This is a genomic window from Gudongella sp. QWL-04 (assembly GCF_058683975.1).
This window is the reverse complement of sequence record NZ_CM178754.1, coordinates 1,270,839-1,296,159: the sequence shown is the minus strand read 5'-3', so window position 1 is coordinate 1,296,159 and position 25,321 is coordinate 1,270,839. Positions and strand designations below refer to the sequence as shown.

Genomic DNA, 25,321 nt, shown 5'->3' with positions numbered 1-25,321 from the left:
TGTTCATCGTTCATTTATTAGCTCTTAAATCTTACCTCCTAGCTTTCTCTCACTCTCCGGCTTTCAGCATCTCCTTGCTCTTCAACAGAAATAAGGTCATGCCTGACATGAGGACACCAGTGGCAAGAAGCATAAGTTCGATCTCCAGCTTGTCTGCAAGAGGTCCGAAAAGGAGCATTCCAAGCGGCATTGTGCTGCTGTGGATCATTCCATAAACGCTGAAGACCCTTCCCAGATAATTTGGGTCCACTTTCCTTTGAATCAAAACTGTGGCAGGGGTACCAAAGAATGGCATCGTTATTCCACATATCACTATCATCAACACATATATTACAAACGCAGGTTTGAACCCAATCACTAGTGTCGATATCCCAGTCAAGATCGTCGACAACGCCATAGTGTGGACCTTGTTTTTAAAGCCTCCCCAAGCGGCAATTATCATTCCTCCAAGGATCATTCCAGCTGAGAATCCTATCTCCACAACTGAAAGCCGCCATACCTCGTCTCCATAGCTTCTGACAACCTGCAACGGAGTCAGAAATGCCAGTGGACTTATCAGGAAAAAGAAAATGATGCAGAACAAGAAAAATTCTCTTAGATAAAGATGACTTGATATATATCCTATCCCATCCCGAAAATCATTCAAGAAGCTCTCCTCCACCTCTTCAGCGGCTCTTTGGTGTTTGGGTATCTCCACTGCAAATATGAGGATCGTTATCCCTATCAAGGCGGTAAATACATCTATAAAAAAGATATATTGCAGATCGAATGATGACAAAAGTGCTGCGGCAGCCATTGGTGAAATCAGAAATACAAACGACTGCAGACTATTGTTCAAGCCGTTTACCCGTGTGAGAGCATCTTCAGGTACCAGCTGCGGAATAACTGCACCTATGGCGGGAGAATGGATACCGGAGCCAACAGCCCTTATTGCGGAAATCAAAAATAGAAGCCATATAGAGCCATATCCTGCTCTGAATAAAAGAGCTAGTAAAAGCGTAGCAAGAGCTATAAATGAGTCAGCAAAAACTATAAGCTTCTTCCGGTCGTATCTGTCTGCAAGTACCCCTGCGATAGGTGAAATGAAAAAGGTAGGTACGAAGCCTGCTATGATGTATATGGTCATCATGATCCCCGACTGAGTTTCCAGGGTAATGTGCCACATTATTGCATACTGAACAAGGCCGGAACCGAACAGTGATACCATCTGGCCGACTAAAAATAACGCTGTGTTTCTTTTCCAAACTGTGTTCATAAATAATCTCCAAAGGTTTTATTTGCCATAGATACCCATTTTAACACAACTGGAACATTTCAAGGCAGAATAGGGTTAGAAAAGATAAGAGTGGGTACAATGACAATAATTAAACACAATTGGGAGGAGATCAAAATGAGACCGGTAATAGGCATCACATTAAACTACTCAACAACTGACACGCTTGGGGTAAATGAAGGTATAGGTGCAAAGACTCAGGACTGGCAGATGATAGCATCAGATTATATAAGAGCTGTAGAGAGAGCGGGAGGAGCGCCGGTAATACTACCAATAACAGACAGCGTAGAGACCATATGGGAACTGGTCAAAGGCTTGGATGGGATAGTGTTTACAGGAGGAGCAGATATAGATCCAGCCCTTTATGGCGAAGTACCTATATTCGGACTTGGCACTATAGACACAGTAAGGGATAGATTTGAGTATGAACTGTTGAATCGAGTTGTAAAGGAGACTTCGATACCTGTTCTTGGGATATGCAGGGGATTTCAGTTGATTAATATTGCATTTGGAGGAACTTTATATCAAGACATGAAAACTCAAAGATCTGAAGGGATGAATCATAGTCTTGGAATATTCCCTAAATATTATCCTGCACATATCTTAAAGGTCAAAGAAGGCTCCTGGATGCATGGGATATTCGAAGGCGAGGTCGGTGCCAATAGTCTTCACCATCAGGCAGCAAAGGTCCTTGGGAAAGGTTTGATCCCGACATTGCATGCGAAGGATGGTTTGGTCGAGGGAGTCGAGTTGGAAGGCGACAGATTCCTTGCAGCAGTCCAGTGGCACCCTGAGATGATGATCCAGACTGATGCAAAATACTTAAAGTTTTTTGAAGGTTTTATAGATATTTGTAAAGCATAAGAAAGGAAAGGGGTTTCCCCTTTCCTTTCTTATGCTAATATGGCTGTTTCTCATCATCCTGCTCGTAAAGCTTAAAGATCTCAAGACAGGAATCTCTTTCCATTTGAACAAGTTTCACAGATGCTAAATCATCCTGTCGAGGCAGTATATCATAGAGTATCTTATCATCAAAGCCTATATGTGCGGCATCCTCTCTATCACAGCCGTAGTAGACCTCAGTTATTCGTGCCCAATGAATGGCTGCATAGCACATCGGGCATGGTTCACATGTTGTATATAGTCTGCAGCCAGACAGATCAAATCTTCCAAGAGCTTTACAGGCGTCACGAATTGCATTGATTTCTGCATGAGCAGTAGGGTCATTTGTTCCAACGACTTTATTGTGGCCTCTTCCAACTACAGTACCATTATTTACTATCACAGCTCCGAATGGACCACCATCCCTATTTTCGACTCCAAGCTTTGCCTCTGATATTGCTTCTGACATAAACGGATCCATAAATAGCACCTGCCTTCCGTTAAATATATACCCATGTTGGAGATAAACAAGGCAGATGTACCTGTTTGATGATTATTTTCACAAACAGGATAAAATTGCCCCAAAATTGGTATAATCAGGGTATAAGGGAGTTTTTAATAACATCGATAGGGGAATTCTGCCAGTTGATCTTATAGTTGAAATTACTTATATAGGAGTTGATGATTAAAATGAAAACACTTAAGACAGCATTGATCCAGCTTAAAGTAGTAGAGGACAAAGAAGAAAATCTTAGAATGGCGGAGGAAATGATACGGGAGGCTGCATCAAATGGTGCCAGGTTGGTATTGCTACCGGAGATGTTCAATACACCCTATGAAAACTCAAGGTTTCCTGTTTATGCTGAGGAATATCCCGGAAGGAGCAACCTGTGGATGGAGGAGCTCTCTAAAGAGCTTAAGATCTACATAGCAGGTGGTTCCGTGCCTGAGAGGGAGGGAGAAAAGCTGTATAACACTGCGTATGTTTACTCAGATGATGGAGAGCTTATAGCAAAGCATAGGAAAGCCCATCTGTTTGATGTAGATGTAGAGGGAGGTATAACCTTTAAGGAGTCAGATACACTGACGCCAGGTGAATGGTCAACTACTTTTACCATAGAGGATATGAAAATCGGGCTGATAATCTGCTACGATATAAGATTCCCGGAGTTTTCAAGAAAACTTGCACTGGAGGGTGCAGAGGCTATTTTAGTACCAGCAGCATTCAACATGACTACTGGGCCGGCACATTGGCATATCTCTGCAAGGGTTAGGGCTCTTGACAATCAGCTTTACATGCTCCTTTGTTCACCAGCCAGAGATTTCTCAGGTCCTTATACAGCCTACGGACATTCCATTGTGACAAGTCCGTGGGGAGATATAGTGGATCAACTGGGCTCCGAGGAAGGAATTCTCTATGCTGAGCTTGATAGGGATCATATAAGGAAAGTTCGAAATCAGCTGCCGCTCCTCAAGCATAGGAGACCAGAATTATACTAGAGGAATAATTACTATCTGAGGTGATTATCGTGCATAGGTTCAGGAACATTGTTACTGCATTTTTACTTTATGAAGACAAGGTACTTATGCTTAAGAGAGGGAATCATAAATCGATTGGACCGGGAAAATGGTTTGGCGTAGGAGGTCATATCGAACCTGAGGAGATCAACGATCCTTACTCTGCAATCTATAGAGAAATAAGAGAAGAAACCGGGCTCGATAGATACACTATCGAAACCCTTGATCTTAAGTACATCATTTATAATCATGTCGGCAAGGAAATAGTCATTAACCATATATTTTTCGGGAAGCCCTCTCTGACGGATGTTATTGACAGTGATGAGGGGTCTCTTCATTGGGTTGAAAGATCTCAGGCAATTGAAAGGATAGAGATCCCTGCTGTTAGAAAAGCTCTTGAACATTATTTCAGCGAGGTAAGAGATGAGATACTTCTTGGAGTAGTTGATGGTGCTGAGCCTTATATATGGTGGTATCCGCTATGAAAAGGGGTGAGATTTCTTGAACGAAATACTATTAGAAAAATATGAAAATGCATGGTTAAACTTTATCCAGAATAATATTGAGTCCAGCGATATGAACCCGATGATATTAAGATCATGGAGGAGATGCCGTGATTATGGAGTAGATCCATATAGCGGAGATGGAACTAAGGTACCTGACGAAGCTCTGGATGAATCATTGAGAAGGAATAGAGAGCTTCTGGAAATAGCAAAACCAATAATGGACAATTTAAACAGTATAGTACTTGGTACCGAATTTGTATTGGTTTTAACTGACAGCGAGGGCTTGATACTACATATCATCGGTGAAGAGGGAATCAAGCTTGAAGCAGAAAAACTGAGGTTCAGCACAGGATCTCTTTGGTCTGAGGAGTATGTAGGCACTAATGCAATCGGTACTTGTATTGCTGAAGATAAACCCATTCAAACTATTGGAGCTGAGCATTATTGTAAAAGCCACCACACATGGACTTGCTCAGCTGCACCGATACACGACTCTGAAGGTAAATTGATCGGAGTCCTTGACATGTCGGGGTACTCCAATGGAGCACATAAGCATACTCTTGGCATTGTTGTTTCTGCTGCGTACTCAATCCAGAATCAGCTTTCACTATGGAGGTCGTATGCACTAATTGATACTACTGTTGAGTCGATTTGGGATGGAGTCATGATCATTGATAGTGATTACAATATAACTAGGGTAAATAAAACAGGGGAAAGAATACTGGGTATTTCCAGAGGAGATCTGGATTCTAAGGATATCAGAACGATTTTAGGGGATAAGATTTTTTTGAGCCCTGATCATTACCAAAGAAGGCTGGATTGGAACTTCCATGTTAATGGTAAGAGCATCCCTTGCAATATCAGGATAGCACCCATGACCATACACGATAGCTTTACAGGAATGATAGTAATGTTCAAGGAAATGAAGGAGCTTCACAAAACAGCAAATGTTGTAGCAGGAAACAAAGCTACATATACTTTTGACAGTATCCTTACTAAGAATCCAATAATGAAGTCGTCTATAAAGGAAGCATATAAGTTTGCTAAAACCAGAGGATGTGTTCTTATAGAGGGAGAGAGCGGAACAGGTAAAGAGCTTTTTGCCCATGCGATCCACAATTCAAGCAATAGGAAGGACGGTCCCTTCGTTGCTATCAACTGCGCTTCACTTCCGAGAGACTTGGTTGAAAGCGAACTGTTTGGATATGAGCGGGGAGCATTCACTGGTGCTGTAAAAGAAGGGAAGATTGGGAAATTTGAGCTGGCTAACGGCGGAACATTATTTATGGATGAAATCGGTGAGCTTCCTCTTGACGTTCAAGCCAAACTCTTAAGAGTCCTGGATGATTACACTATAACCAGAGTTGGCGGTAAGATTCCGATGAAGCTTGATGTTAGAGTCATTGTTGCCACCAATAGAAATCTTTTTGAAGAGGTAAAAAACCGAAACTTCAGAGAAGATCTGTACTACAGGCTTAATGTATTCAAAGTCAATATACCGCCGTTGAGAAATAGAATAGAGGATACCGAGTTATTGGCAGAATACTTTTTAGAGCGATTGAACACGGTAAGTGGAACTAGAAAATATTTTTCTACCGAGTTTATTAACGGGTTGATTGAGCATAACTGGAAAGGAAACGTCAGAGAACTCCAAAATATGGTAGAGAGAGCATTTCATCTGACTGAGGGTGATTTGATAAATGAAACTGCTATTAAGAAGCAGGCTGATATGTACTCTTCCGATTTTACCATTAAAAATGTCATGACTATCAGGAACCATGAGAAGACAGCCATAGAAAAGGTTCTTGAGCATACTGGAGGCCAGGTGCTGGAGGCTAGCAGTATACTTGGAGTGAGCAAGTCTGCGCTTTATAGAAAAATAAAAGAGTATAGTATTGAACCAAGAAAATATCGTTCATAGGAAAATTCCCGGAATTGGGAAAACAAAATTCCCGATTTCGGGAATTTTGTTTTTTTAAAAATCTCAGCAACGTTGATAAATGCTGATAATGCACAAATAGATCGATTGGCATGATAATTGCTTAATATATCAGTAGATACCGTAAAGAAAAGAGAGGGGGAATACATAGAGATATGGAAGGAGAGTCCAGAAAAAGATTTATTATCGAGTTTGGTATGGGCATGGACTTCCACGGACAAGACATCTCAAAGGCTGCAGCTAAAGCGGTGAAAGATGCAGTATCGAGATCGTGCTTGTGTGGGCTGGAAGAGGTTCTGGGGATCAAGGACTTAAATACGTCGGTTGAGATCGAGGTTACAGTCGCTGTTTCAAGACCAGAGGAGGTGGATGAAAAAAAGATCAGGGAGCAGCTGCCAATAGGAAGCGTTAAGGTCAAAGCAGTAAAAGGCGGGTTGACTATACCAGGGTTGTATATACCAGCTTTTGGGGATAAGGACAATACAATTGAAGCAGTCCTGGCTTGTGTTGAAGTATTTATACTTTAAGGAGGGATTTTCTTGGATCTGACAAATGAAAAAATAATTGAGATGTACAAGGTTATGAAGAGAATCAGAGAATTCGAAACAAACGCAAGCAGATTATTTGCAGAAGGAAGCATTCCTGGCTTCGTACACCTGTATCTTGGCGAGGAAGCTGTTGCGACAGGCGTTTGCTCGAGCATGAATGAAGATGATTACATCACCAGCACCCATAGAGGACATGGGCATATAATTGCAAAGGGTGGAGACACCAAGTATATGATGGCTGAGCTGTTTGGGAAAGAAACAGGATATTGCAAAGGCAAGGGTGGTTCAATGCATATTGCTGATGCAACAAAAGGAATTTTGGGAGCTAACGGGATCGTTGGAGCAGGACACAATATTGCAGTTGGTGCAGGCTTAAGCGCAAAATATAGAAAATCAGGCCAGGTTTGTGCGTGCTTCTTTGGAGATGGATCAACTAATCAGGGTACATTCCACGAATCGATAAACCTTGCAAGCATATGGAAGCTTCCAGTAGTATTTGTTTGTGAGAATAACCTTTACGGGATTTCAATGTCCCAAGCCAGACACCAGGCTATACAAGATGTGGCTGATAGAGCTGTGGCTTATAATATCCCGGGAGTAGTAGTTGATGGTAATGACATATTCGCCGTATACGAAGCAGCAACTGAAGCAGTTGCGAGGGCAAGAAGCGGCCAAGGCCCTACTCTCATCGAATGCAAAACCTACAGGCATAAAGGACACTTTGAGGGCGATCCGACGACTTACAGACCTTCGGACGAGGTCCAGGAGTGGATGATGAAGGATCCTCTACCAAGAGCAGCAGCTTACTTATTGGATAATGATATAGTCACAGAAGAAGAGCTTAAGAGGATAGATGCAGAAATCGTCAAGGAAATCGCTGAAGCCATTAAATTTGCAGAAGATAGCCCTGTGCCTTCTTTAGAGTCCATCGTTCAGGATATTTATACTGATATCGTAGAGGAGGTAAGATAGATGAAAACCATGAGTATGATGGAAGCCATCAGAGAGGCTATGAATAAGCGAATGAGAGAAGATAAAAACGTAATTCTTTTTGGCGAAGACGTTGGAGCATTTGGTGGCTGCTTTGGAGTTTCAGCAGGTATGTTCAACGAATTTGGTGAAGAGAGAGTAATGGATACTCCAATTTCAGAGGGTGTAATAATTGGAACTGCAGTAGGAGCTGCCGCAACGGGATTAAGACCTATTGCAGAGCTGATGTTCATAGATTTTGCAACAGTTGGTGCGGATCAACTGGTCAATCAGGCAGCAAAAATGAGGTATATGTTTGGTGGCAAAATCAATCTGCCGATGGTTGTAAGATTGCCGTTGGGTGCGGGAATAAGCGCAGCAGCTCAACACTCCCAGTCGCTGGAAGCATGGATGGCACATATTCCGGGACTTAAGGTAGTATATCCTTCAACACCTTCTGATGCTTACGGCTTATTGCTTCAATCAATAGATGACGACAACCCTGTAATATTCCTTGAGCATAAGGTACTTTACGGTGCTACAGGCGAGGTAGATGAGAATATGGCTCCAATAAAGTTTGGATTAGGAGACGTCAAACGAGAGGGAAGCGACGTAACGATAGTTGCAACCGGAAAGATGGTTCATGAGGCTCTTGCGGCTGCCGAAAAGCTTTCAGCTGAGGGTATCGAGGCCGAGGTATTTGATCCTAGGACACTCTTCCCATTTGACAAGAAGGGAATTTTGAAATCACTGGAGAAGACAAACAAGATCGTGATTGCAACGGAGGAAAATAAGAGAGGAAGCTTTGCAGGAGAGATTTCAGCTATAATTGCCGAGGAAGGCTTTGATTATCTGGATGCACCTGTACTTAGAGTATGTGCTATGGATACTCCTGTTCCTTTCTCGCCGGTTCTTGAGAAGTACTATATACCAGACGCAGATGACATCGTAAAGGCTGTTAAAAAGCTGTTCTAAAGGGAGGCAACGTTTGTTGCCTCCTCCCAAGGGGTGAAAAGATGAGTACAATCGGTATTATAGCTAATCCTGCATCGGGAAAAGACATCAGGCGACTTGTCTCCCATGCGACCGTAGTTGACAATAATGAGAAGATCAATATCGTTAAGAGAATAATCCTGGCTGCTCAGGGAGCGGGCGTTAAGGGTGTAGTGATCATGCCGGATACATTTCTTATAGGATACAAGGCATCTGAAGCCCTTAAGAGTTCAAAGGAGCTGACAATACCAGTCGAAATACTAGATATGAAAATTAAAGGCAGTGTCGAGGACACAATTCTGGCTGCCAGGCTTATGGAGGAAAATAAAGTGCAATGTATAATTGCACTCGGAGGTGATGGTACCAGCAGAGCTGTTGCTAAATCGATCACCACTACGCCACTGATTAGTATCTCCACGGGGACGAACAATGTGTATCCTGAAATGTTAGAGGGGACAGTTGTAGGTATAGCCGCTGCGGCAGTTTCAACAAGAACAAGTAATCTAGGGCAGTCCTGCAGAAGGGATAAGAGAATAGAGATATATAAGGATGGAAAGATGCTGGACATAGCCTTGGTAGACTGTGTAATATCGAAGCAGACTTACATAGGATCAAGAGCAATTTGGGATCCTGAAGATATCCAAAGGGTAATAGTATCAAGGGCTAACCCTGCATCAATTGGTTTTTCAACCATTGTGGGCGTAAAGAAAATTATTAGTGAGGATGATGACTTTGGGGCATCTATCAATGTAAATGTCGGAGAATTTGAGTTAGTGGCTCCAATTGCAGCCGGGACAATGAAGGAAATAAGAGTTGATGAGCCATTGATTCATCCCCTTGATGAAATTTTCTCTATGTCTATGGAGTACAAGGGAATAATGGCCCTTGATGGCGAGAGGGAGCTTCCATTTAAAAAGGGAGATATTTATGAGTTTAAGATAACTAGAGACGGCCCATATAGGGTCAACATAAAGAAAACAATAGAATCTGCTCAGTTAAATGGATTCTTTAATAGGTAGCATCGAAGGAGGAGGTAAAATGGCAAAAAAAATAGTTATGCCCAAGCTAGGGCTGACAATGAAAGAGGGCAAGCTTGCTAAGTGGTATAAAGCAGAAGGGGACTCGATCAAGTCAGGAGAAAAATTATTCAGCATTGAGACTGACAAGATAACCAACGATGCAGAGGCAACAGAGGATGGAGTACTTAGAAAAATACTGGTGGAATCAGGCTCCATTGTTCCTATTATGTCACCAGTTGGTATAATGGGTGGTGCGAATGAGGACATTTCATCTTTATTGGCTGATGTACCTGAAGCTTATAGTATGAGGGAAGAGGATAAAATCCCGCAGCCAGAAAAGACTACCGAGCAGGATAAAAGAACCGAGAGGACTGGGAAGGTAAAAATTTCACCAGTAGCTAAAAAACTTGCAGAGGATGAAGGGATAGATTTGGAGTCGATTGAAGGAACAGGTCCTGGCGGAAGGATCGTTCTTGATGATGTAAAAGGCGCGATTGAAGACAAAGGGAAAGTAAAGGCAAGTCCTGCAGCTCTCAAAGCCGCAGAAGAGCTGGGAGTGGATGTATCAGGAATCTCAAGTGGATCAAGGGTGATGAAAGACGATGTGCTAAGAGCTGGGAAACAAGCTCAATATGCCTCAATGGCACAGACAGAAGACAGAAAGATCCCAATGACGACAATGAGAAAGATCATTGCAAAGAGAATGAGCGAGAGCTCGTTGATCGCTCCTACTGTCAACTTTACCATTTCCGTCGATATGACAAACTTAAAAGCATTACGGGAGGAGCTCAAAGGTGAAAGGAATATAACCTATACTGATCTTATAGCTAAAATAACCTCGTTGCTTCTGCTTGAACACCCATATCTCAACTGTTCCCTGGATGGAGATGAGATAATAATGCGAAATTATGTGAATATGGGGGTTGCAGTCGCTTTAGAGGATGGGCTTATAGTTCCTGTCATAAAAAATGCCCACATCAAGACGCTTAGTGCGATATCCGAAGAAATCAAAGATATGTCATTCAGGGCAAAGACAAATCAGTTGACGACAGACGAGATAGAAGGTGGCACCTTTACTATAACAAATATTGGTATGTTTGGTATCGAAAGCTTCACACCAATAATCAATCAGCCAGAATCAGCAATACTGGGGGTTAACGCAATCGTTGAAACTCCAATTGTGGTCGAGGGCTGTGTTTGTGCACGACCGATAATGAAACTGTCACTGACTGCTGATCACAGGACAGTTGACGGAGCAGTAGCAGCAATGTTCCTGGCGAGACTCAAGGAATCTCTGGAGCATCCGCTGAGAATTCTGCTTTAGGGGGGATACAATGAAGATTGCAATAATCGGAGGCGGTCCAGGCGGTTATGTCGCAGCAATTAAAGCAGCTCAAATGGGTGCTGAGGTAGTTCTGATCGAAAAGGAATACATCGGAGGAACTTGTTTGAATACCGGCTGCATACCAACAAAAGTACTTCTTCATTCTACAGAGATTTACCATCAATTAAGGAATGAGGCTGAAGCCTTAGGCCTTGAGATGGATAACCTTAAGGTAAATTGGAATAATCTCTTGAAAAGGAAAGAACTTGTAGCTACACAGCTTGTTGAGGGAGTAAAGAATCTACTCAGAATAGGGAAAATAGAAGTTATTGAGGGAAGTGCTAAATTTATATCGAGTAAAAGCATCGAAGTGTCTCTTGCAGCAGGAGGAAGCAAGAGAATATCTTTTGATAAGGCCATAATTGCGACGGGATCGAAATCCATAGTCATTCCTGTACCCGGTCATGATTTGGAGGGAGTGATAACAAGCAGAGAGGCGATGAGCTTGGCTGAGATCCCTAAAAGCCTTTGCGTTATTGGCGGTGGTGTAATTGGAGTTGAATTTGCCAATATTTATTCAAATCTAGGAACCCAGGTCACTATTATCGAGATGCTACCACGTCTTGTCGCAAATATGGATCAAGAGATAGTTAAAAGCCTTGAGGAAACATTAGTCGATAAAGGAGTTAAGGTATATAAGTCAGCTAAGGTTTTAAAAATCGATCGAACTGATAATGGACTCCAGGTAACTGCACAAATGAGTGATGATACATTCCAGGTAATATCTGAAAAGGTTCTTATGGCGACAGGCAGGAAGCCTATGGGGGATGGCTTAGGACTTCAGGAAATCGGAGTAAAGATTGAAAGAGGAGCTATTCAAGTTGATAAGCTATTTAAAACAGATGTTGATAATATATACGCAATTGGTGACTGTACAGGAGGAGTTCAGCTTGCACATGTCGCTTCAGCATCCGGGCTGATGGTCGCAGAACTCATTATGGGAGAAAGAATGACAATGGATTTCAGGACGATTCCCTACTGTGTATATACAAACCCTGAGCTTGCCTCTGTAGGCTTGACGGAAGAAGATGCAATTACGAAAGGATATAGGATAAAAGTAGGAAAATTCCCAATGTATGGGAATGGAAAGTCAGTAATCACCGGAAATGTCAGGGGATTAGTTAAAATAGTGGCTGATGAGAAAACAGGTGAAGTCTTGGGACTTCACATTGCCGGAAACAGTGCAACTGAGTTGATCGCTTCAGGAGCTGTTGCAATTAGGCTTGAAGCTACAGTCCAGGAGCTAATAACTACTATTTATGCTCATCCAACAGTTGGTGAAGCAGTACATGAAGCAGCGGAGGGTGTCTTTGGGAGAGCAATACATATACCCTAAAGACTTAAACGCCTGGTGGATAAAAGCCTCCAGGCGACTTTTTTTACACTTCTTAATTATTGTTATGCTATAATATTAAATAATAGACTAGTCGTGGGGGTAGAAGATGAACAAGCTCAACGGTTACAATATAGATCCAAGATGGAGACTTATGCTTATTTTTGCTGCACTTGGGATCGTATTCATTATAGCTTCGATACTCGTTAAATAATGTTAATCCGTAACAAGGTCTGCGATCTTATAGTCAAGGACCTTGTCCAGTTTTGCAACGGGAACGTGGAGCTGAAAACCAACCTTTCCAGCATTGAATACTACTATATCAAGAAGTACCAGCGTTTCGTCGAAGAATGTCGGATAGTGCTTCTTCATGCCAATAGGAGAACATCCTCCTTTTACATAGCCGGTTGTTTTGAATAAATCTTTCAATGGGAGCATTTCGATATACTTCTCCCCAGTTGCTTTGGCTGCCTTTTTAAGATCCAGCTCACAGGATACTGGAATTACAAATACATAGACCTCCTTTGTGCTTCCTATTGCAACAAGCGTTTTAAATATTTCATCCTCTGACAAGCCGAGTTTTTTTGCTACTGATTTCCCATCAATAGCCCCATCTTCTGTATCATAGGATGAAAGTATATAATCTATGACTGCGATATCAAGCAATCTGGCTGCATTTGTCTTTTCACTCATGTTATCACCTCATAGCTAGATTGTAACAAGTTTATTTGAATAGAACAAACAAATATAGATGAAATGCACACTAAAAAAAACAATAATGGGAGGCTGCAATGGACTGGAAAACAATAATCTACGGCAAAAAAGAAAAGGTAGGCATTATAACACTAAACAGACCTGAGGCAAACAATACTTTCGATCTGACAATGGCCAGGGAATTAAACGATGCCCTTAGATCGATGGATGATGAGTCTGAGGTAAATGTAGTTGTCATCAATGCAAACGGGAGGAATTTTTGTACAGGTATCGACGTTAATTACGTAGATGGGAAGTCGATGGACGAATACCTCAAATGGGTCAGGCTTATGGAGGAGATGAATATGACCATAGCACATATGAAAAAGCCTGTGATAGCATCGGTCCATAAAATTGCAGTAGCGAATGGAATAGGTCTGGTAGCAGCTTGCGATCTGGCAATAGCATCAGATAATTCGAAGTTCGGAGCGACTGCTATAAATGTGGGACTATTTTGTATGGGACCAGCTGTTCCCCTTTATAAAAGCCTTGGCAGGAAAAAGACTCTCGAGCTTATTATGACAGGTGATCTTATAGGTGCCGATGAGGCTCTAAGAATTGGTTTGATAAACAAGGTAGTTCCGGCTGATAGTCTGGAAGAAGAAACAATGAAATACGCTAAGAAGCTTGCTGCAAAAAGCCCTAGGGCAATGCAGTTGGGCAAAGTATCCTTTTACCAGATGGAAGACATGAAATTTGAGGATGCACTTGAAGTAACTAATTACCATTTCGCAGCTCTATGTACAACAGAGGAAGCACAGGAAGGGGTAAGTGCATTTCTTGAGAAAAGAGAGCCTAAATGGATCAAGGAATGATTATTAGACTGTGGAGAAATCCGCAGTCTTTGTCATGTGGGATGACACTGCTAAAATGACTGATAGACACATTTGAGAGATTAATATAAAATAAAATTGATAATAAGAGGAGGGATAAGAGTATGAGGAAAACCGTCAGCTATATACTTATCATAGGTATTATTACAGGCTTATCGACAGGCTGTGGAGGGCAAAATACAGTCAAGAGCAGCTTTAATTTCACAGAACCATTGATCGGTAAAGTTGATAGCTCTGGGGCAGCAATCGGAGATATCGAATCTAACGGGATAACTCTGGACATTTCTGAGGAAGCCTTTGAGAATAGTCAAACCATAACTTTGTCTCCAGTGGATGAGTATGAAATACCAGACAAAAATAGAGCACAGCTGCTTAGCTCACCCATAAAAATAGATGTAGACCAGGAATCAAAAAGATTCAATGCTCCTATCTCAGTCAAAATGAGCCTAAGTACTGAAGAAGTAGAGATGATAAAGGATGGGAATGAGATATGGGGTGCGTATTATAATGGCTCTGACTGGGACTTCATAAAACCTTCATTAGTGGATACTGAACAGAGTTTTATTGCATTCGAGACCTATCACTTCAGTACTTATTCAAAGGCACAGGTTGAAAAGGATGAAATAATAAATAAATTTTCTGAAAGCAATGCTTTGGAGCAATGGAATGCCAGGAATGGCAATACTGCAATAGATGAAGAGACAAAATCCTTGATAAAAGATATTTTGACAAATAAGATGGGGCTGGGTGGGAACCCTACGCTGGAAGAGGATATAATAGCTGCAGTTTTAAAGGAGGATGCATACATAAATCTTCTAAACGATTATTCCGAAGGCAATGTCGACGCATACTCTCAGACTATAGCTTTGCTTGCTGGAGAAAAAATCGTGGATATCATCAGCGAATATCCAGAATCTGTTGCAGGCGAGATGTTATCCAATGTGACTGAACATGCAAGCAAGATAGGCACTGGAGTGCAGATGGCTACTCATCTGGTTAATGGGGAGTATACTGAAGCGATGAAAGCCCTTTCAAATGAAATAATTGATTCATATCCTCTCACAAAGATGTTAAAAACAGCTGCAGAAATTACCGAAAGACAAATTGCAAGATGGAAGGACCAGGAGCTTGAGGCTGCTTATCAAGTATATAAGAATGGCGCTGAAAGTAATGTTCCATGGTGGGGATATAATGCTGAAAAAGGAAATTTTGAGGAAGTATGGTCACAGATGAAAGGGCTGCAGACCAAGGTACTATCAGATGCAATAGCAGACGAAGCTGCAAGGATGGGGGTTGCACCTGATCAGCTGGGTGAAAAAGTCCTTGAAGGAATAAGAGCCAAGGCTAAAGATAGTCTTAAAAAGGAATTTGAAGAAAGAGTTCTAGGCGAGAGCGAGATCGAAAAGATAAAAAATGAGAACCTTAAGCTAATCGAGGTGTACAGAAAGGCTAACCTTCTTGAAAAATACAGATACGGCTTCACTGAAAACACAGACTTGGAGCAAATGCTGGACAGGCTTTTCAGGCTGAAAGCAAGGATACTGAAGGACACTAAATCAAAGATGACGAATATAGACCTGCCGGATAAAGGTGAGATCTCAGCTGAGACGATAGCAATTCTTAGTCAAATATGGTATACCCAACCAGACGGAAAAGAGAAATATACAGAAAAGCTTGTAGAACTTGGATATGCTGAGCCTGCACCCGATTTGCTAATGACCTTGAAGATCAACGGTGTTGCGGGTATTGTCGATTATACGCCGGAGTTGGAGTATGAGGCTATAGGATATTTCATGGATACTATCCCTATCAATAGCGATGGTACTATAAATGTAGATTTTAATGGTGGTAAGATAATAAAGATCCCCGATGCCTTGATATTCAGTACACCTAGTCCGGGAAAGACTCTAACTCTTGAAAACGCTCAGATCAGAGGTAGTTTCGATGCAGCAAGAAATGAGGGTTCTGGTACTTTAACTATTAATTGGAGAATCCTGGAAGAAGCAGGCAGTGGAATAGATTATGAGAAATATGACGTCAAGAGATCGTTGACAGGCGATTTTAGAATTGCTGAGGCATATGGAGAACCAAATAAATCCAGAGGGCACCTGTACCTCGAGATTTATGGGAAGACAGAATGGAATCAAAGCTATACAGGAAAGTCATATGATCCGGAAAAGGATGAGTATTTCCTTGAAACCACTACCAGAAGCTATCCAACTGACGGCTGGGGAGGAACATATTCTTACGAAATTGTAAAACCATAAATAAGGTCAACTGGCTATTTGACATCGAACATAATGTTGTCTATACTGATACGAGACTTAGCATCGCATCAAATTGATTGGAGAAGCGAGAATGTTGGGAATAGCTAAAAGCCTTATTGATATATTGACTGTTGAACTGACGGTATTCTTAACAGCGGCCATACCCTTGATCGAGGTCAGAGGTGCCATACCGCTGGGAGTTTCCCTTGGGATGACCCCGCTGCACGCAGCCATTGTAAGCCTTGCAGGGAGCATGCTTCCAGTACCGTTTATATTGCTTACTATAAGACCAATATTCAACTATCTGAGAAGGACAAAGACTTTCAAAAAACTGATTTCTCATCTTACGGACAAATCGATAAATAATAACGGCCACAGGATACAGAAGTACGGAGCCTGGGGACTTTTGATCTTCGTTGCTATACCACTGCCTGGAACCGGAGTTTGGAGTGGGAGCCTCGCTGCAGCCTTACTTGATATGAGGCTGAAGTGGGCATTTCCATCGATACTTGTGGGTAATATCATAGCTACAATAATAATTACGAGTTTAAGCCATGGAGTAATTAATATTTTAATGTAGGACTGCCGAACCAGGCAGTTCTTTTTTTACAACAATTTCGGGAATTGGTTCAAAATTGCCATGGCAAGGTGTTGATACTGCAAAAGCGGGGTAATATAAGAGCAATAGGCATAGTACGGCATGGGATATAATACATACTAAATATTTTAATGTGACATACTATATAATTCTGTGCTATAATGTTTGATATTGACTACCGCAGGCAGATCGATGGTTGAAAAACATTTAGGGGGTAATGACATGGGGAACAAGTATGTTTACAGCTTTAAAGAAGGCTCCAAGGAGATGAAGTCCCTCCTGGGAGGTAAGGGTTCTAACCTTGCAGAAATGACTAATATCGGACTTCCGGTGCCTCCAGGGTTCACAATAACAACAGAGGCTTGCAACAGATTTTATGACGAGGGTCAAAAGCTGTGGCCTGAATTATTGGATGAGATATACATGCATCTGGCAGAGGTTGAAAAAACCCTTGGCAAGAGGTTCTCCGACCAGTCCAATCCACTGCTTGTATCGGTAAGATCTGGCGCAGTCTTCTCAATGCCCGGTATGATGGACACAATACTTAATCTGGGACTTAATGACGATGCAGTAAAGGGTCTCATATCCTCAACAGGAAACGAAAGATTTGCCTATGACAGCTACAGAAGATTCATTCAGATGTTCTCTGATATAGCTATGGGTATCCCCAAGAGGAAATTTGATGAAGTTATGGAGAAAATGAAGGAAGATAAAGGTGTCCATCTTGATACTGAGCTGGATGCTGAGGACCTTAAAGAGCTGGTAAGACGTTTCAAGGGAGTATACTTTGAGGACATGGGGGCGGAATTTCCACAGGATCCAATAAAGCAGCTGCAGCTGGCTATTGAGGCTGTATTTTCATCATGGAACAATCCAAGAGCTGTAATATACAGAAGGCTTCATGATATACCTGGAAATCTCGGAACAGCAGTAAACGTCCAATCAATGGTTTACGGCAACATGGGCGATACTTCAGGAACAGGAGTTGCATTCACCAGGAACCCTGCAAACGGAGAAAACAAGATATATGGGGAATTCCTTATGAACGCTCAGGGTGAGGATGTAGTGGCTGGAATCAGAACACCTAAATCGATCTCAGAGCTTGAGGAGGTAATGCCAGAGGTATTTGAAGAATTCAGAAAGGTTACCAATATTCTTGAGTCACACTACAGAGATATGCAGGATATAGAATTTACAATAGAAAAGGGCAAGCTGTTTATGCTTCAGACTAGAACAGGAAAGAGGACAACCCAAGCTGCCATAAATATAGCAGTTGATCTTGTCAACGAAGGTAAAATAGCGAAGGATGAAGCAATATTAAGAATCGAGCCCAATCAGCTTAATCAGCTTCTCCACCCAGCATTTGACGCTAAAAAGCTTGCTGAATCCGAGGTCCTAGCAAAGGGACTTCCAGCATCTCCCGGAGCCGCTTCAGGAAAGATTTACTTCCATGCAAAGGACGTTGTAGAAGCGAAGGGAAGAGGAGAGAAAGCTATTCTTGTGAGACAGGAGACCTCACCGGAGGATATAGAGGGCATGATCATGGCTGAGGGTATCCTGACGGCACGAGGAGGTATGACATCTCACGCTGCCGTCGTTGCAAGAGGCATGGGTAAGTGCTGTGTAGCGGGCTGCAGTGAGGTAAGAGTCGATGAGACTCAAAAAACAATGAAATCCGGCTCCGTTACACTCAGAGAAGGGGATTATATATCACTGGATGGAAGCGGTGGTACTGTATACTTAGGCGACATACCAAAGGTCGAGCCAGAGCTCTCAGGTCATTTTGGAGAGTTTATGTCCTGGGTTGATGAGGTGAGAAGGCTTAAGGTTAGGACTAATGCCGACACACCAAAGGATTCAGCACAGGCCGTGAAGTTTGGTGCTGAGGGTATAGGCCTTTGCCGAACAGAGCATATGTTCTTTGACGAGGCAAGGATACCTGCAGTCAGAAGGATGATAGTTTCAAATTCTGAGATGCAGAGGAAAAAGGCTCTGGATGAGCTGCTGCCGCTTCAGAGAAAAGATTTCTATGAGATATACCAGATAATGGAAGAAAGACCTGTCACAATAAGACTTCTGGACCCTCCGCTGCACGAGTTCCTGCCAAGTAACGCCAAGGATATAGAGGACCTTGCAAAATCAATGGGCATAGCAGCAGATGACCTTAGGGAGACTATTGAGTCACTTGAGGAGGTCAATCCAATGCTTGGCCATAGAGGATGCAGGCTGGCAGTAACCTATCCGGAGATCTATAGGATGCAGACTAGGGCAATAATCGAAGCTGCACTGGATTATAAGGTTAATGATGGGATCGAGATAGTGCCGGAGATAATGATCCCATTGATCGGTGATGCAGATGAGCTCACCTACGTCAAGAAAGAAGTACTAGCTGAAATAGAGGATGTATTCAGGCAAAGAAACGACTCGATCAAGTATATGATCGGAACAATGATAGAGGTTCCAAGAGCTGCCATAACAGCCGACGACATAGCCAAAGAGGCAGAATTTTTCAGCTTTGGAACAAATGACCTTACCCAGATGGGCTTTGGGTTCTCCAGAGATGACTCAGGAAAATTCCTGAATGACTATGTCGACAAGGGAATATTTGCCAAGAGCCCCTTTGAGGTACTTGATCAAAGGGGCATCGGTAAAATGATGGAAATAGCAGTTGATCTGGGTAGGAAGACAAGACCTGATATCAAGCTTGGAATTTGCGGAGAGCATGGGGGAGAACCAAGCTCGGTGGAATTCTGCCACAGGATAGGACTTGATTATGTATCCTGTTCACCATACAGAGTTCCAATAGCTAGATTAGCTGCTGCTCAGGCGGTAGTTAAAGAAAGAATGAATCTTCAGCTGGATAAGTAAATAGAGACTCTTAAACAGCGTCGCTTGATAAACAAAAGGCGCTGTTTTTTTATGTATCCATCATCATAAAGATAAATATTTATTGATAAACAATAAATATCGTGCTATCATCTAATTTGATGGTACAAAAAACAAGAGGTGTTGGATATGTATGACGTAGCAATAGTCGGAGCTGGCCCTGCAGGCTCGTCGCTTGCATCACAAATTGGCAGCAAATACAAAGTTATACTAATAGACAGAAGAGAGCCTGAAGAGAAAAGTGGTCATTTTAGAGAGGGTAAATGCTGTGGAGGTTTACTGGCGCCTGATGCTCAGAAGATTCTTGCAAGCTCAGGGTTAGTAGTACCTCAGAGTATATTTGTAGGACCGCAATTATTTGCAGTAAAAGTAATTGATTTTGACAATGACCTTGAAAGCATATATCAGAGATTTTATCTAAATATCGATAGATGCGGCTTTGATAATTGGCTCCTGAAAAGGAGTGAGAAAATGTGTGAGGTCAGACTGGGAACTTTATTGAGGGATATACATAGGCTGGACCGGGGGTATGAGTTGATATGTGCAACTAAATCCGGGATTGAAAGGATCAGAGCAAGGATAGTAGTTGGTGCTGATGGAGCCTCTTCTATCGTCAGAGCAAGACTATTTGGAATGGCAGAGAAACCTAAAACCTATGCAGCTATACAGGAATGGTACGAAGCAGATTCAGATATTCCATATTATACTGCTGTATTCGATAAAAATGTGACGGATTTTTATTCATGGGTGATACCAAAGGAGGGTAAGCTTCTTATTGGTTCCGCCTTGCCTTCAAAGAACAGGACTTTGGAAAGGTTCCATATCTTAAAAGGAAAGCTTGAACAAAAGGGATTTGTATTTGGCAATAGGATAAAATCTGAAGGTACTCTTGTTAACAGGCCAAGTAATCAAGGTGGCTTGATATTTGGCAATGAGGGAGCCTTGCTTATAGGGGAGGCATCCAGTGCAATCAGTCCAAGCTCTGCAGAGGGAATCAGCTATGCTTTAAGGACTGCAAAGTTTGCCGCAGAGAGCATCCTGGAAAACCTGGAGGGCTGTGCCGAGAGGTATTCGAGAACAGCTATAAGGGTAAGACTCAATATCCTACTTAAAAATTTGAAATCTCCGGGAATGTATATCCCGTATATAAGAGGAGCTGTCATAAAATCGGGAATAATCAGTTTAAAATAGACTTCAGCATTCTAAATACTCTTATAAATATAATCGATCATAAATCTGCTGTTGTTTCAGTTCCTTTTATTCTGGATCTCTGGTAAAATCAGAATATCAGAAATCATAACGGGAGATCCATGATGTTTAAAAATATACTGCATGCATTTAGACAGATGGACCAGGTAAGGAAGAGATACCTGGCTTTTGTCGTTGGTATTTTTATTATTTTTACACTTGTTTTAATATTGGTGTTCGTCTACCAGTTGGAGAATATCAATACTATACAATCAGAGAACACAAGGAATCAGATAGTTGAAATCAAAAAAAGCCTACTCAAGGATACGGTAAATAATACTCTAGGGTATATTGATGAGCTTAAGAGCTTCAATGAAGTCAGGTTTAAAGCAAGGATCAATAGGCTGAAGTTATTCATTGCGAGCCACACTAATGACTATGGTATTGGTCATCTCATGGAGTATATCCAATCAGGGGGAGTAAACGACGACCTGGTCATAATAATCAAGGATTCTAATGGGCAGATCATCTACGAAAGCCCAACAGCTATCGATTACAGACAAGGAGATATTATTGGGGAATATTTTGCCTCAGAAGAAGTAGTGTACTTAGAATACAATATTCTAATAGGTGCATTGGACAGCAGTGTGAAGCTGATGGTAGAGGATGCATTAAGAAACAGACTTTACAATGATATGTACTTTGAGGACTCGTATATTTGGGTTAATGAGATCATCAATTACGGAGGTGGGGAAGGATATGCAAAAAGGCTTATCCACCCAAATTTGAAAGACACAGAAGGTACTTTACTTTCAACAGATATGGAGGATATTGCCGGGGGTAAGCCATACCAGGAGGAGCTAGAGGGTATAAGGGAGAACGGCGAGCTTTTCTTCTCTTATTATTTCAAAAAGCTTACAACCGATACCGTAGAGAAAAAGCTGACATTTGCAAAGCTATATGAAGAATATGATTGGGTAGTAGCAATGGGTATCTACAATGATAAAATTGAAGATTACATAATGGATGCTAGGGAAGCTGTAGATAAAGAAAGAGGAACTATATTGTGGGTCATAGCCCTCTTAGGTACAGCAATGACCTTAGTTGGAGCAATTGTATTTCTAAGTGTTGAGAATAGGTACTTTGAAAGCTCTACTCAAAAGCTGATTACAGAGGTTGAAACAGACCTTTTGACTGGAGCCGGAAGCAGAAGGGCTGCCCTGCAAACCATATCAAAGGCATTTGAAGACTTCAGGTCAGATGGTGGGGTATACAACTTATTCGTCATGGATTTAGATGATTTCAAAAATGTTAATGATACCTATGGGCATGAGGCCGGAGATAACGTTCTTATAAGAGTTGTTGATAACATAAGGAATGTAATACGCGAATATGACCATTTATTCAGATGGGGAGGAGAAGAGTTCATTTTATTTACAAAAGATATTGCTCCGGGGAAACTCGACCAGTTTATGGATAAGGTACTTAAGGCCGTTGAGAATTCCACTTGCAGGAATGATGACATGAAGCTTAAAATAACGGTCTCTATTGGTGCGACCAGCTTCCTTGATTCCGATGCCAGCTATAATGATGCTATAAGAAGGGCTGATGAAGGATTGTATCAATCGAAGAGAAGTGGTAAAAATAGAGGAACTAAGGTGTTTTAATACTAAGATCTCTGGAGATTCTCCAGGGATTTTTCTTTACAAATGCTCCTTTTTTGCTATACTGTATCTAATTACCTTTTTGCATAAAAGCTTTACCTTGAAGAAGTAATGAGGATCATTATGAAGGGATGGATCGATATGACACATGATAAAACTATAATTCACAGAGCAAAAGAGATTCAGAATGAACTGGTAGAAAACAGACGGCAGCTGCACAAAAATCCTGAGCTTGGCATGAAGCTCCCGAATACTATCAACTTCGTACAAAAAAAACTTAGTGAAATAGGCATAGACTCCAAGGTAGTCGGAGGGGGAGTAGTTGCCATTATTGGAGACCCATCCAAAGGTAAAACTGTCCTATTGCGAGCAGATATGGATGCACTTCCAATAAAAGAAGAGACAGGACTGGAATTTGCTTCGGAGAATGAAGCTATGCATGCCTGTGGGCACGATGTCCATACTAGTACTCTACTTGGAGCAGCGAAGCTTTTAAAGGAGATAGAGAGCCAGCTTAAGGGAAGTGTCAAGCTTATGTTCCAGGCTGGTGAAGAGGTTCTTACAGGTGCGAAGACGATGATACAAGAGGGGATACTTGAGGATCCAAAGGTAGATGCTGCTATGATGATCCATGTATTCTCAGGTATCGAGGCAGAGCATGGGAAGCTTCTTATACCAAGAGAAGGAGCAGCATCGATGGCTCCTGACCAGTTTCATATCTATATAAAGGGTAAAGGCGGCCATGGCGCTATGCCCCATACGGCAGTTGACCCCCTAAATATAGCTGCACAAACTCATTTGGCGCTTTCAGAGCTTGTAAGCAGGGAGATAAAGCCAGGAGAAAAAGCACTCTGTGTGATCGGGCAGATGTCCGGTGGCTTGGCAGCAAATGTTATACCCGATACAGCAAATATATCTGGTGTAATAAGAACTATGGATCCTAAAACCAGGGAATTCATGAAGAACAGACTGGTTGAGATCGCCAAGGGTACTGCGGCAGTTTTTAGAGGCTCAGCAGAGGTTGAATATACAATACAGTGTCCTTCGGTTATAAATGATAAGTATATGAGAGATTTTGGGATTGCTGTTGGCAAAGAAATCTTTGGCGAAGAAGAAGTACTGATGCTTGACCCTTATATGGATGATGGAATGCTTGGCGGCTCAGAGGACTTCGGATTCTTAAGTGAAAGGATACCATCATTTATGGCAATACTTTCGATGGGGAGCCCATCCAAGGGATATCCATTTTCGCATCATCACCCTAAAACTGACTTTGATGAAGGTCAGTTTTACAAAGGAGCAGCGTATTATGCTTATTTTGCAAAGAGATGGCTTGAAGAGAATAATTAGTTCAAAGCTCCGGGTTTATTTTCCCGGGGTTTTTCTTTGCTCTGAATGTCTCCTGATGGTATAATTATTACCATACAACAGCATTGGAGAGGATAGAGTGAAAAATTGGATTCAGAAGTTTATGATAGGCAGATATGGGCTGGACCAGCTGTCGAATGCTATGTTTACTTCAAGTATAGCCGTTATATTGGGAAGCATATTACTTAAAAGCTCTGTGTTGAATACACTGGGGATAATAATATTAGTGCTTGGATATCTGCGAATGTTCTCAAAGAACACTAGTGCAAGATATAGAGAAAATCAGAAATTTTTAGGCTTATTTGGCAGTCTTAAAAGAAAAACTGCCGGATACAAAGAAACAGCAAAAAATAGAAGTCAATATAAATACTTTAAATGCCCAAGCTGTGGGCAGAAGCTCCGAGTTCCAAGGGGTAAGGGAAGAGTGAACATCAACTGTCCAAAGTGCAGGAGCACATTTATAAGGAAAGCGTAAGAATGACAACACATCCTGTCATCCCGAGCACAGTCGAGGGATCTACTCATTTATTGTCGATCGCATTTATTATTCGTTGTGCTATATAAAAATTTGGGTATCAATCCACTGAAATAGGGTATTGAGGAGGATCGAAATGAAAGGTAGATATTTTGTAGGAGTATTGCTTATACTTATTGGAGCGGGATTTCTTGGGGATCAGCTGGGGTACCTGGACTTTGGAAATGTAATAAGCACCTACTGGCCGAGCATAATAATCATAGCCGGCTTAGTTGGGCTTGTTGATAGGGGATCTTCAAAGCTGGGAAGTCTAATAGTTATTTCAATAGGTGTAATTTTCCAGTTAAGCAGGCTGGATATGATAACCAGGGACGTGTTCAAGTATTTCTTCCCTGTTATATTGATCCTGATAGGAGGGAACCTAATTTTCTCCAAGGGAGTGATGTCCAATAGAAGTGGCGTAAGCTCAGAGAATTGGAATAAAAACCGGACCAATGAGGATTTCGTGGATCACACTGTTTTGATGTCTGGAATAGAGAACGTAAATACATCTCAAAGCTTCAGAGGAGGTAAGCTCACTGCCATCATGGGCGGAATAGAGCTTGATCTCAGAGAGGCAAATATGGAAGGAGCCCAGTGCTATATTGAGGCAACAGCCATAGCAGGAGGAGTAGAGATCCATGTGCCAAGGCACTGGAGGGTAGAGGCACAAGGTACTCCTGTACTGGGAGCCTTCACCAATAAAGCAATGGGACCAGCAGATCCGACAGCTCCATTGCTTATCGTTAAGGGTACTGCAATAATGGGTGGAGTAGAGATAAATTAACGGATGCAAGTCTTATCAGCAAATTAATCTGGCAGTGAAACATCTCCTGCCAGTTTTTTTATTTCAGGATCATAACTCTGGGTATATTTCACCTAAGTC

The 25,321-nt window shown here is 41.9% G+C and carries 22 protein-coding genes; 19 read left to right on the top strand and 3 right to left on the bottom strand.

Features of this window, described 5'->3' with window-relative positions; all coding sequences use genetic code 11:
- Positions 1 to 49 precede the first annotated feature (49 nt).
- Positions 50 to 1,255 carry an MFS transporter gene (locus AC4PHB_RS06575; protein WP_492135656.1) on the bottom strand — a complete coding sequence of 402 codons (1,206 nt, stop codon included), beginning with the start codon at positions 1,253 to 1,255 and terminating at the stop codon, positions 50 to 52.
- Between the two features lie 135 nt (positions 1,256 to 1,390).
- On the opposite strand from AC4PHB_RS06575, the gene AC4PHB_RS06570 reads away from it, so the two are divergent.
- On the top strand, positions 1,391 to 2,137 hold the full coding sequence (locus AC4PHB_RS06570; RefSeq protein ID WP_492135655.1) for a gamma-glutamyl-gamma-aminobutyrate hydrolase family protein: 747 nt from the start codon (positions 1,391 to 1,393) through the stop codon (positions 2,135 to 2,137).
- A 34-nt stretch (positions 2,138 to 2,171) separates the two neighbouring features.
- Here AC4PHB_RS06570 and AC4PHB_RS06565 read toward each other — a convergent pair whose 3' ends face one another.
- Entirely contained in the window at positions 2,172 to 2,624 is a 453-nt protein-coding gene (locus tag AC4PHB_RS06565; RefSeq protein WP_492135654.1) for a nucleoside deaminase, read from the bottom strand.
- Between the two features lie 212 nt (positions 2,625 to 2,836).
- On the opposite strand from AC4PHB_RS06565, the gene AC4PHB_RS06560 reads away from it, so the two are divergent.
- The 9 genes from AC4PHB_RS06560 (at position 2,837) to lpdA (ending at position 12,367) form a co-directional block, all read left to right on the top strand.
- Complete coding sequence (locus AC4PHB_RS06560) at positions 2,837 to 3,655, top strand: carbon-nitrogen hydrolase family protein (protein ID WP_492135653.1); 819 nt, start codon at positions 2,837 to 2,839, stop codon at positions 3,653 to 3,655.
- 20 nt (positions 3,656 to 3,675) lie between these two features.
- Positions 3,676 to 4,158: an NUDIX domain-containing protein gene (locus tag AC4PHB_RS06555; RefSeq protein WP_492135652.1), complete on the top strand. Its 483-nt coding sequence runs from the start codon at positions 3,676 to 3,678 to the stop codon at positions 4,156 to 4,158.
- A gap of 16 nt (positions 4,159 to 4,174) precedes the next feature.
- Positions 4,175 to 6,100, top strand: a complete 1,926-nt coding sequence (locus AC4PHB_RS06550) for a sigma-54-dependent Fis family transcriptional regulator (protein WP_492135651.1) — start codon at positions 4,175 to 4,177, stop codon at positions 6,098 to 6,100.
- A gap of 173 nt (positions 6,101 to 6,273) precedes the next feature.
- Positions 6,274 to 6,645 (top strand): Lin0512 family protein, encoded by a 372-nt coding sequence (locus AC4PHB_RS06545; protein ID WP_492135650.1) that lies wholly within the window; start codon positions 6,274 to 6,276, stop codon positions 6,643 to 6,645.
- Between the two features lie 12 nt (positions 6,646 to 6,657).
- Positions 6,658 to 7,638, top strand: a complete 981-nt coding sequence (gene pdhA, locus AC4PHB_RS06540; RefSeq protein WP_492135649.1) for a pyruvate dehydrogenase (acetyl-transferring) E1 component subunit alpha — start codon at positions 6,658 to 6,660, stop codon at positions 7,636 to 7,638.
- On the top strand, positions 7,639 to 8,610 hold the full coding sequence (locus AC4PHB_RS06535; RefSeq protein ID WP_492135648.1) for an alpha-ketoacid dehydrogenase subunit beta: 972 nt from the start codon (positions 7,639 to 7,641) through the stop codon (positions 8,608 to 8,610). It abuts the gene before it with no gap.
- Between the two features lie 41 nt (positions 8,611 to 8,651).
- Positions 8,652 to 9,647 carry an ATP-NAD kinase family protein gene (locus AC4PHB_RS06530; RefSeq protein WP_492135647.1) on the top strand — a complete coding sequence of 332 codons (996 nt, stop codon included), beginning with the start codon at positions 8,652 to 8,654 and terminating at the stop codon, positions 9,645 to 9,647.
- Between the two features lie 19 nt (positions 9,648 to 9,666).
- Positions 9,667 to 10,971: a dihydrolipoamide acetyltransferase family protein gene (locus tag AC4PHB_RS06525; RefSeq protein ID WP_492135646.1), complete on the top strand. Its 1,305-nt coding sequence runs from the start codon at positions 9,667 to 9,669 to the stop codon at positions 10,969 to 10,971.
- A 10-nt stretch (positions 10,972 to 10,981) separates the two neighbouring features.
- The gene (gene lpdA / locus AC4PHB_RS06520) at positions 10,982 to 12,367 is read left to right on the top strand and encodes a dihydrolipoyl dehydrogenase (protein ID WP_492135645.1); all 1,386 of its coding nucleotides are present in this window, start codon (positions 10,982 to 10,984) and stop codon (positions 12,365 to 12,367) included.
- Positions 12,368 to 12,580: 213 nt separating this feature from the next.
- Here lpdA and ybaK read toward each other — a convergent pair whose 3' ends face one another.
- Positions 12,581 to 13,057, bottom strand: a complete 477-nt coding sequence (ybaK, locus tag AC4PHB_RS06515; protein ID WP_492135644.1) for a Cys-tRNA(Pro) deacylase — start codon at positions 13,055 to 13,057, stop codon at positions 12,581 to 12,583.
- Between the two features lie 98 nt (positions 13,058 to 13,155).
- Between ybaK and AC4PHB_RS06510 the strand changes: the two genes are divergently transcribed.
- From AC4PHB_RS06510 to AC4PHB_RS06470, 9 genes are all read left to right on the top strand, one after another.
- Entirely contained in the window at positions 13,156 to 13,932 is a 777-nt protein-coding gene (locus AC4PHB_RS06510) for an enoyl-CoA hydratase/isomerase family protein (protein WP_492135643.1), read from the top strand.
- Between the two features lie 122 nt (positions 13,933 to 14,054).
- Positions 14,055 to 16,217 carry a hypothetical protein gene (locus AC4PHB_RS06505; protein ID WP_492135642.1) on the top strand — a complete coding sequence of 721 codons (2,163 nt, stop codon included), beginning with the start codon at positions 14,055 to 14,057 and terminating at the stop codon, positions 16,215 to 16,217.
- Positions 16,218 to 16,308: 91 nt separating this feature from the next.
- Complete coding sequence (locus AC4PHB_RS06500) at positions 16,309 to 16,797, top strand: COG2426 family protein (protein ID WP_492135641.1); 489 nt, start codon at positions 16,309 to 16,311, stop codon at positions 16,795 to 16,797.
- A gap of 240 nt (positions 16,798 to 17,037) precedes the next feature.
- Positions 17,038 to 19,683 (top strand): pyruvate, phosphate dikinase, encoded by a 2,646-nt coding sequence (ppdK, locus tag AC4PHB_RS06495; protein WP_492135640.1) that lies wholly within the window; start codon positions 17,038 to 17,040, stop codon positions 19,681 to 19,683.
- Between the two features lie 147 nt (positions 19,684 to 19,830).
- The gene (locus AC4PHB_RS06490; RefSeq protein ID WP_492135639.1) at positions 19,831 to 20,892 is read left to right on the top strand and encodes an FAD-binding protein; all 1,062 of its coding nucleotides are present in this window, start codon (positions 19,831 to 19,833) and stop codon (positions 20,890 to 20,892) included.
- A gap of 122 nt (positions 20,893 to 21,014) precedes the next feature.
- Entirely contained in the window at positions 21,015 to 22,556 is a 1,542-nt protein-coding gene (locus AC4PHB_RS06485; RefSeq protein WP_492135638.1) for a diguanylate cyclase domain-containing protein, read from the top strand.
- Positions 22,557 to 22,676: 120 nt separating this feature from the next.
- Positions 22,677 to 23,903 carry a M20 metallopeptidase family protein gene (locus tag AC4PHB_RS06480; protein WP_492135637.1) on the top strand — a complete coding sequence of 409 codons (1,227 nt, stop codon included), beginning with the start codon at positions 22,677 to 22,679 and terminating at the stop codon, positions 23,901 to 23,903.
- Between the two features lie 97 nt (positions 23,904 to 24,000).
- Positions 24,001 to 24,396, top strand: a complete 396-nt coding sequence (locus AC4PHB_RS06475) for a hypothetical protein (protein ID WP_492135636.1) — start codon at positions 24,001 to 24,003, stop codon at positions 24,394 to 24,396.
- Positions 24,397 to 24,532: 136 nt separating this feature from the next.
- Entirely contained in the window at positions 24,533 to 25,222 is a 690-nt protein-coding gene (locus AC4PHB_RS06470; protein ID WP_492135635.1) for a LiaF transmembrane domain-containing protein, read from the top strand.
- The last annotated feature ends 99 nt before the right edge of the window (positions 25,223 to 25,321 follow it).

Coding starts and splice junctions, on each gene's coding strand:
- AC4PHB_RS06575 (WP_492135656.1), bottom strand. CDS start 1,255: ATGAACACAGTTTGGAAAAGAAACACAGCGTTATTTTTAGTCGGCCAG.
- AC4PHB_RS06570 (WP_492135655.1), top strand. CDS start 1,391: ATGAGACCGGTAATAGGCATCACATTAAACTACTCAACAACTGACACG.
- AC4PHB_RS06565 (WP_492135654.1), bottom strand. CDS start 2,624: ATGTCAGAAGCAATATCAGAGGCAAAGCTTGGAGTCGAAAATAGGGAT.
- AC4PHB_RS06560 (WP_492135653.1), top strand. CDS start 2,837: ATGATTAAAATGAAAACACTTAAGACAGCATTGATCCAGCTTAAAGTA.
- AC4PHB_RS06545 (WP_492135650.1), top strand. CDS start 6,274: ATGGAAGGAGAGTCCAGAAAAAGATTTATTATCGAGTTTGGTATGGGC.
- AC4PHB_RS06535 (WP_492135648.1), top strand. CDS start 7,639: ATGAAAACCATGAGTATGATGGAAGCCATCAGAGAGGCTATGAATAAG.
- AC4PHB_RS06530 (WP_492135647.1), top strand. CDS start 8,652: ATGAGTACAATCGGTATTATAGCTAATCCTGCATCGGGAAAAGACATC.
- AC4PHB_RS06525 (WP_492135646.1), top strand. CDS start 9,667: ATGGCAAAAAAAATAGTTATGCCCAAGCTAGGGCTGACAATGAAAGAG.
- lpdA (WP_492135645.1), top strand. CDS start 10,982: ATGAAGATTGCAATAATCGGAGGCGGTCCAGGCGGTTATGTCGCAGCA.
- ybaK (WP_492135644.1), bottom strand. CDS start 13,057: ATGAGTGAAAAGACAAATGCAGCCAGATTGCTTGATATCGCAGTCATA.
- AC4PHB_RS06510 (WP_492135643.1), top strand. CDS start 13,156: ATGGACTGGAAAACAATAATCTACGGCAAAAAAGAAAAGGTAGGCATT.
- AC4PHB_RS06505 (WP_492135642.1), top strand. CDS start 14,055: ATGAGGAAAACCGTCAGCTATATACTTATCATAGGTATTATTACAGGC.
- AC4PHB_RS06500 (WP_492135641.1), top strand. CDS start 16,309: ATGTTGGGAATAGCTAAAAGCCTTATTGATATATTGACTGTTGAACTG.
- ppdK (WP_492135640.1), top strand. CDS start 17,038: ATGGGGAACAAGTATGTTTACAGCTTTAAAGAAGGCTCCAAGGAGATG.
- AC4PHB_RS06490 (WP_492135639.1), top strand. CDS start 19,831: ATGTATGACGTAGCAATAGTCGGAGCTGGCCCTGCAGGCTCGTCGCTT.
- AC4PHB_RS06485 (WP_492135638.1), top strand. CDS start 21,015: ATGTTTAAAAATATACTGCATGCATTTAGACAGATGGACCAGGTAAGG.
- AC4PHB_RS06480 (WP_492135637.1), top strand. CDS start 22,677: ATGAAGGGATGGATCGATATGACACATGATAAAACTATAATTCACAGA.
- AC4PHB_RS06470 (WP_492135635.1), top strand. CDS start 24,533: ATGAAAGGTAGATATTTTGTAGGAGTATTGCTTATACTTATTGGAGCG.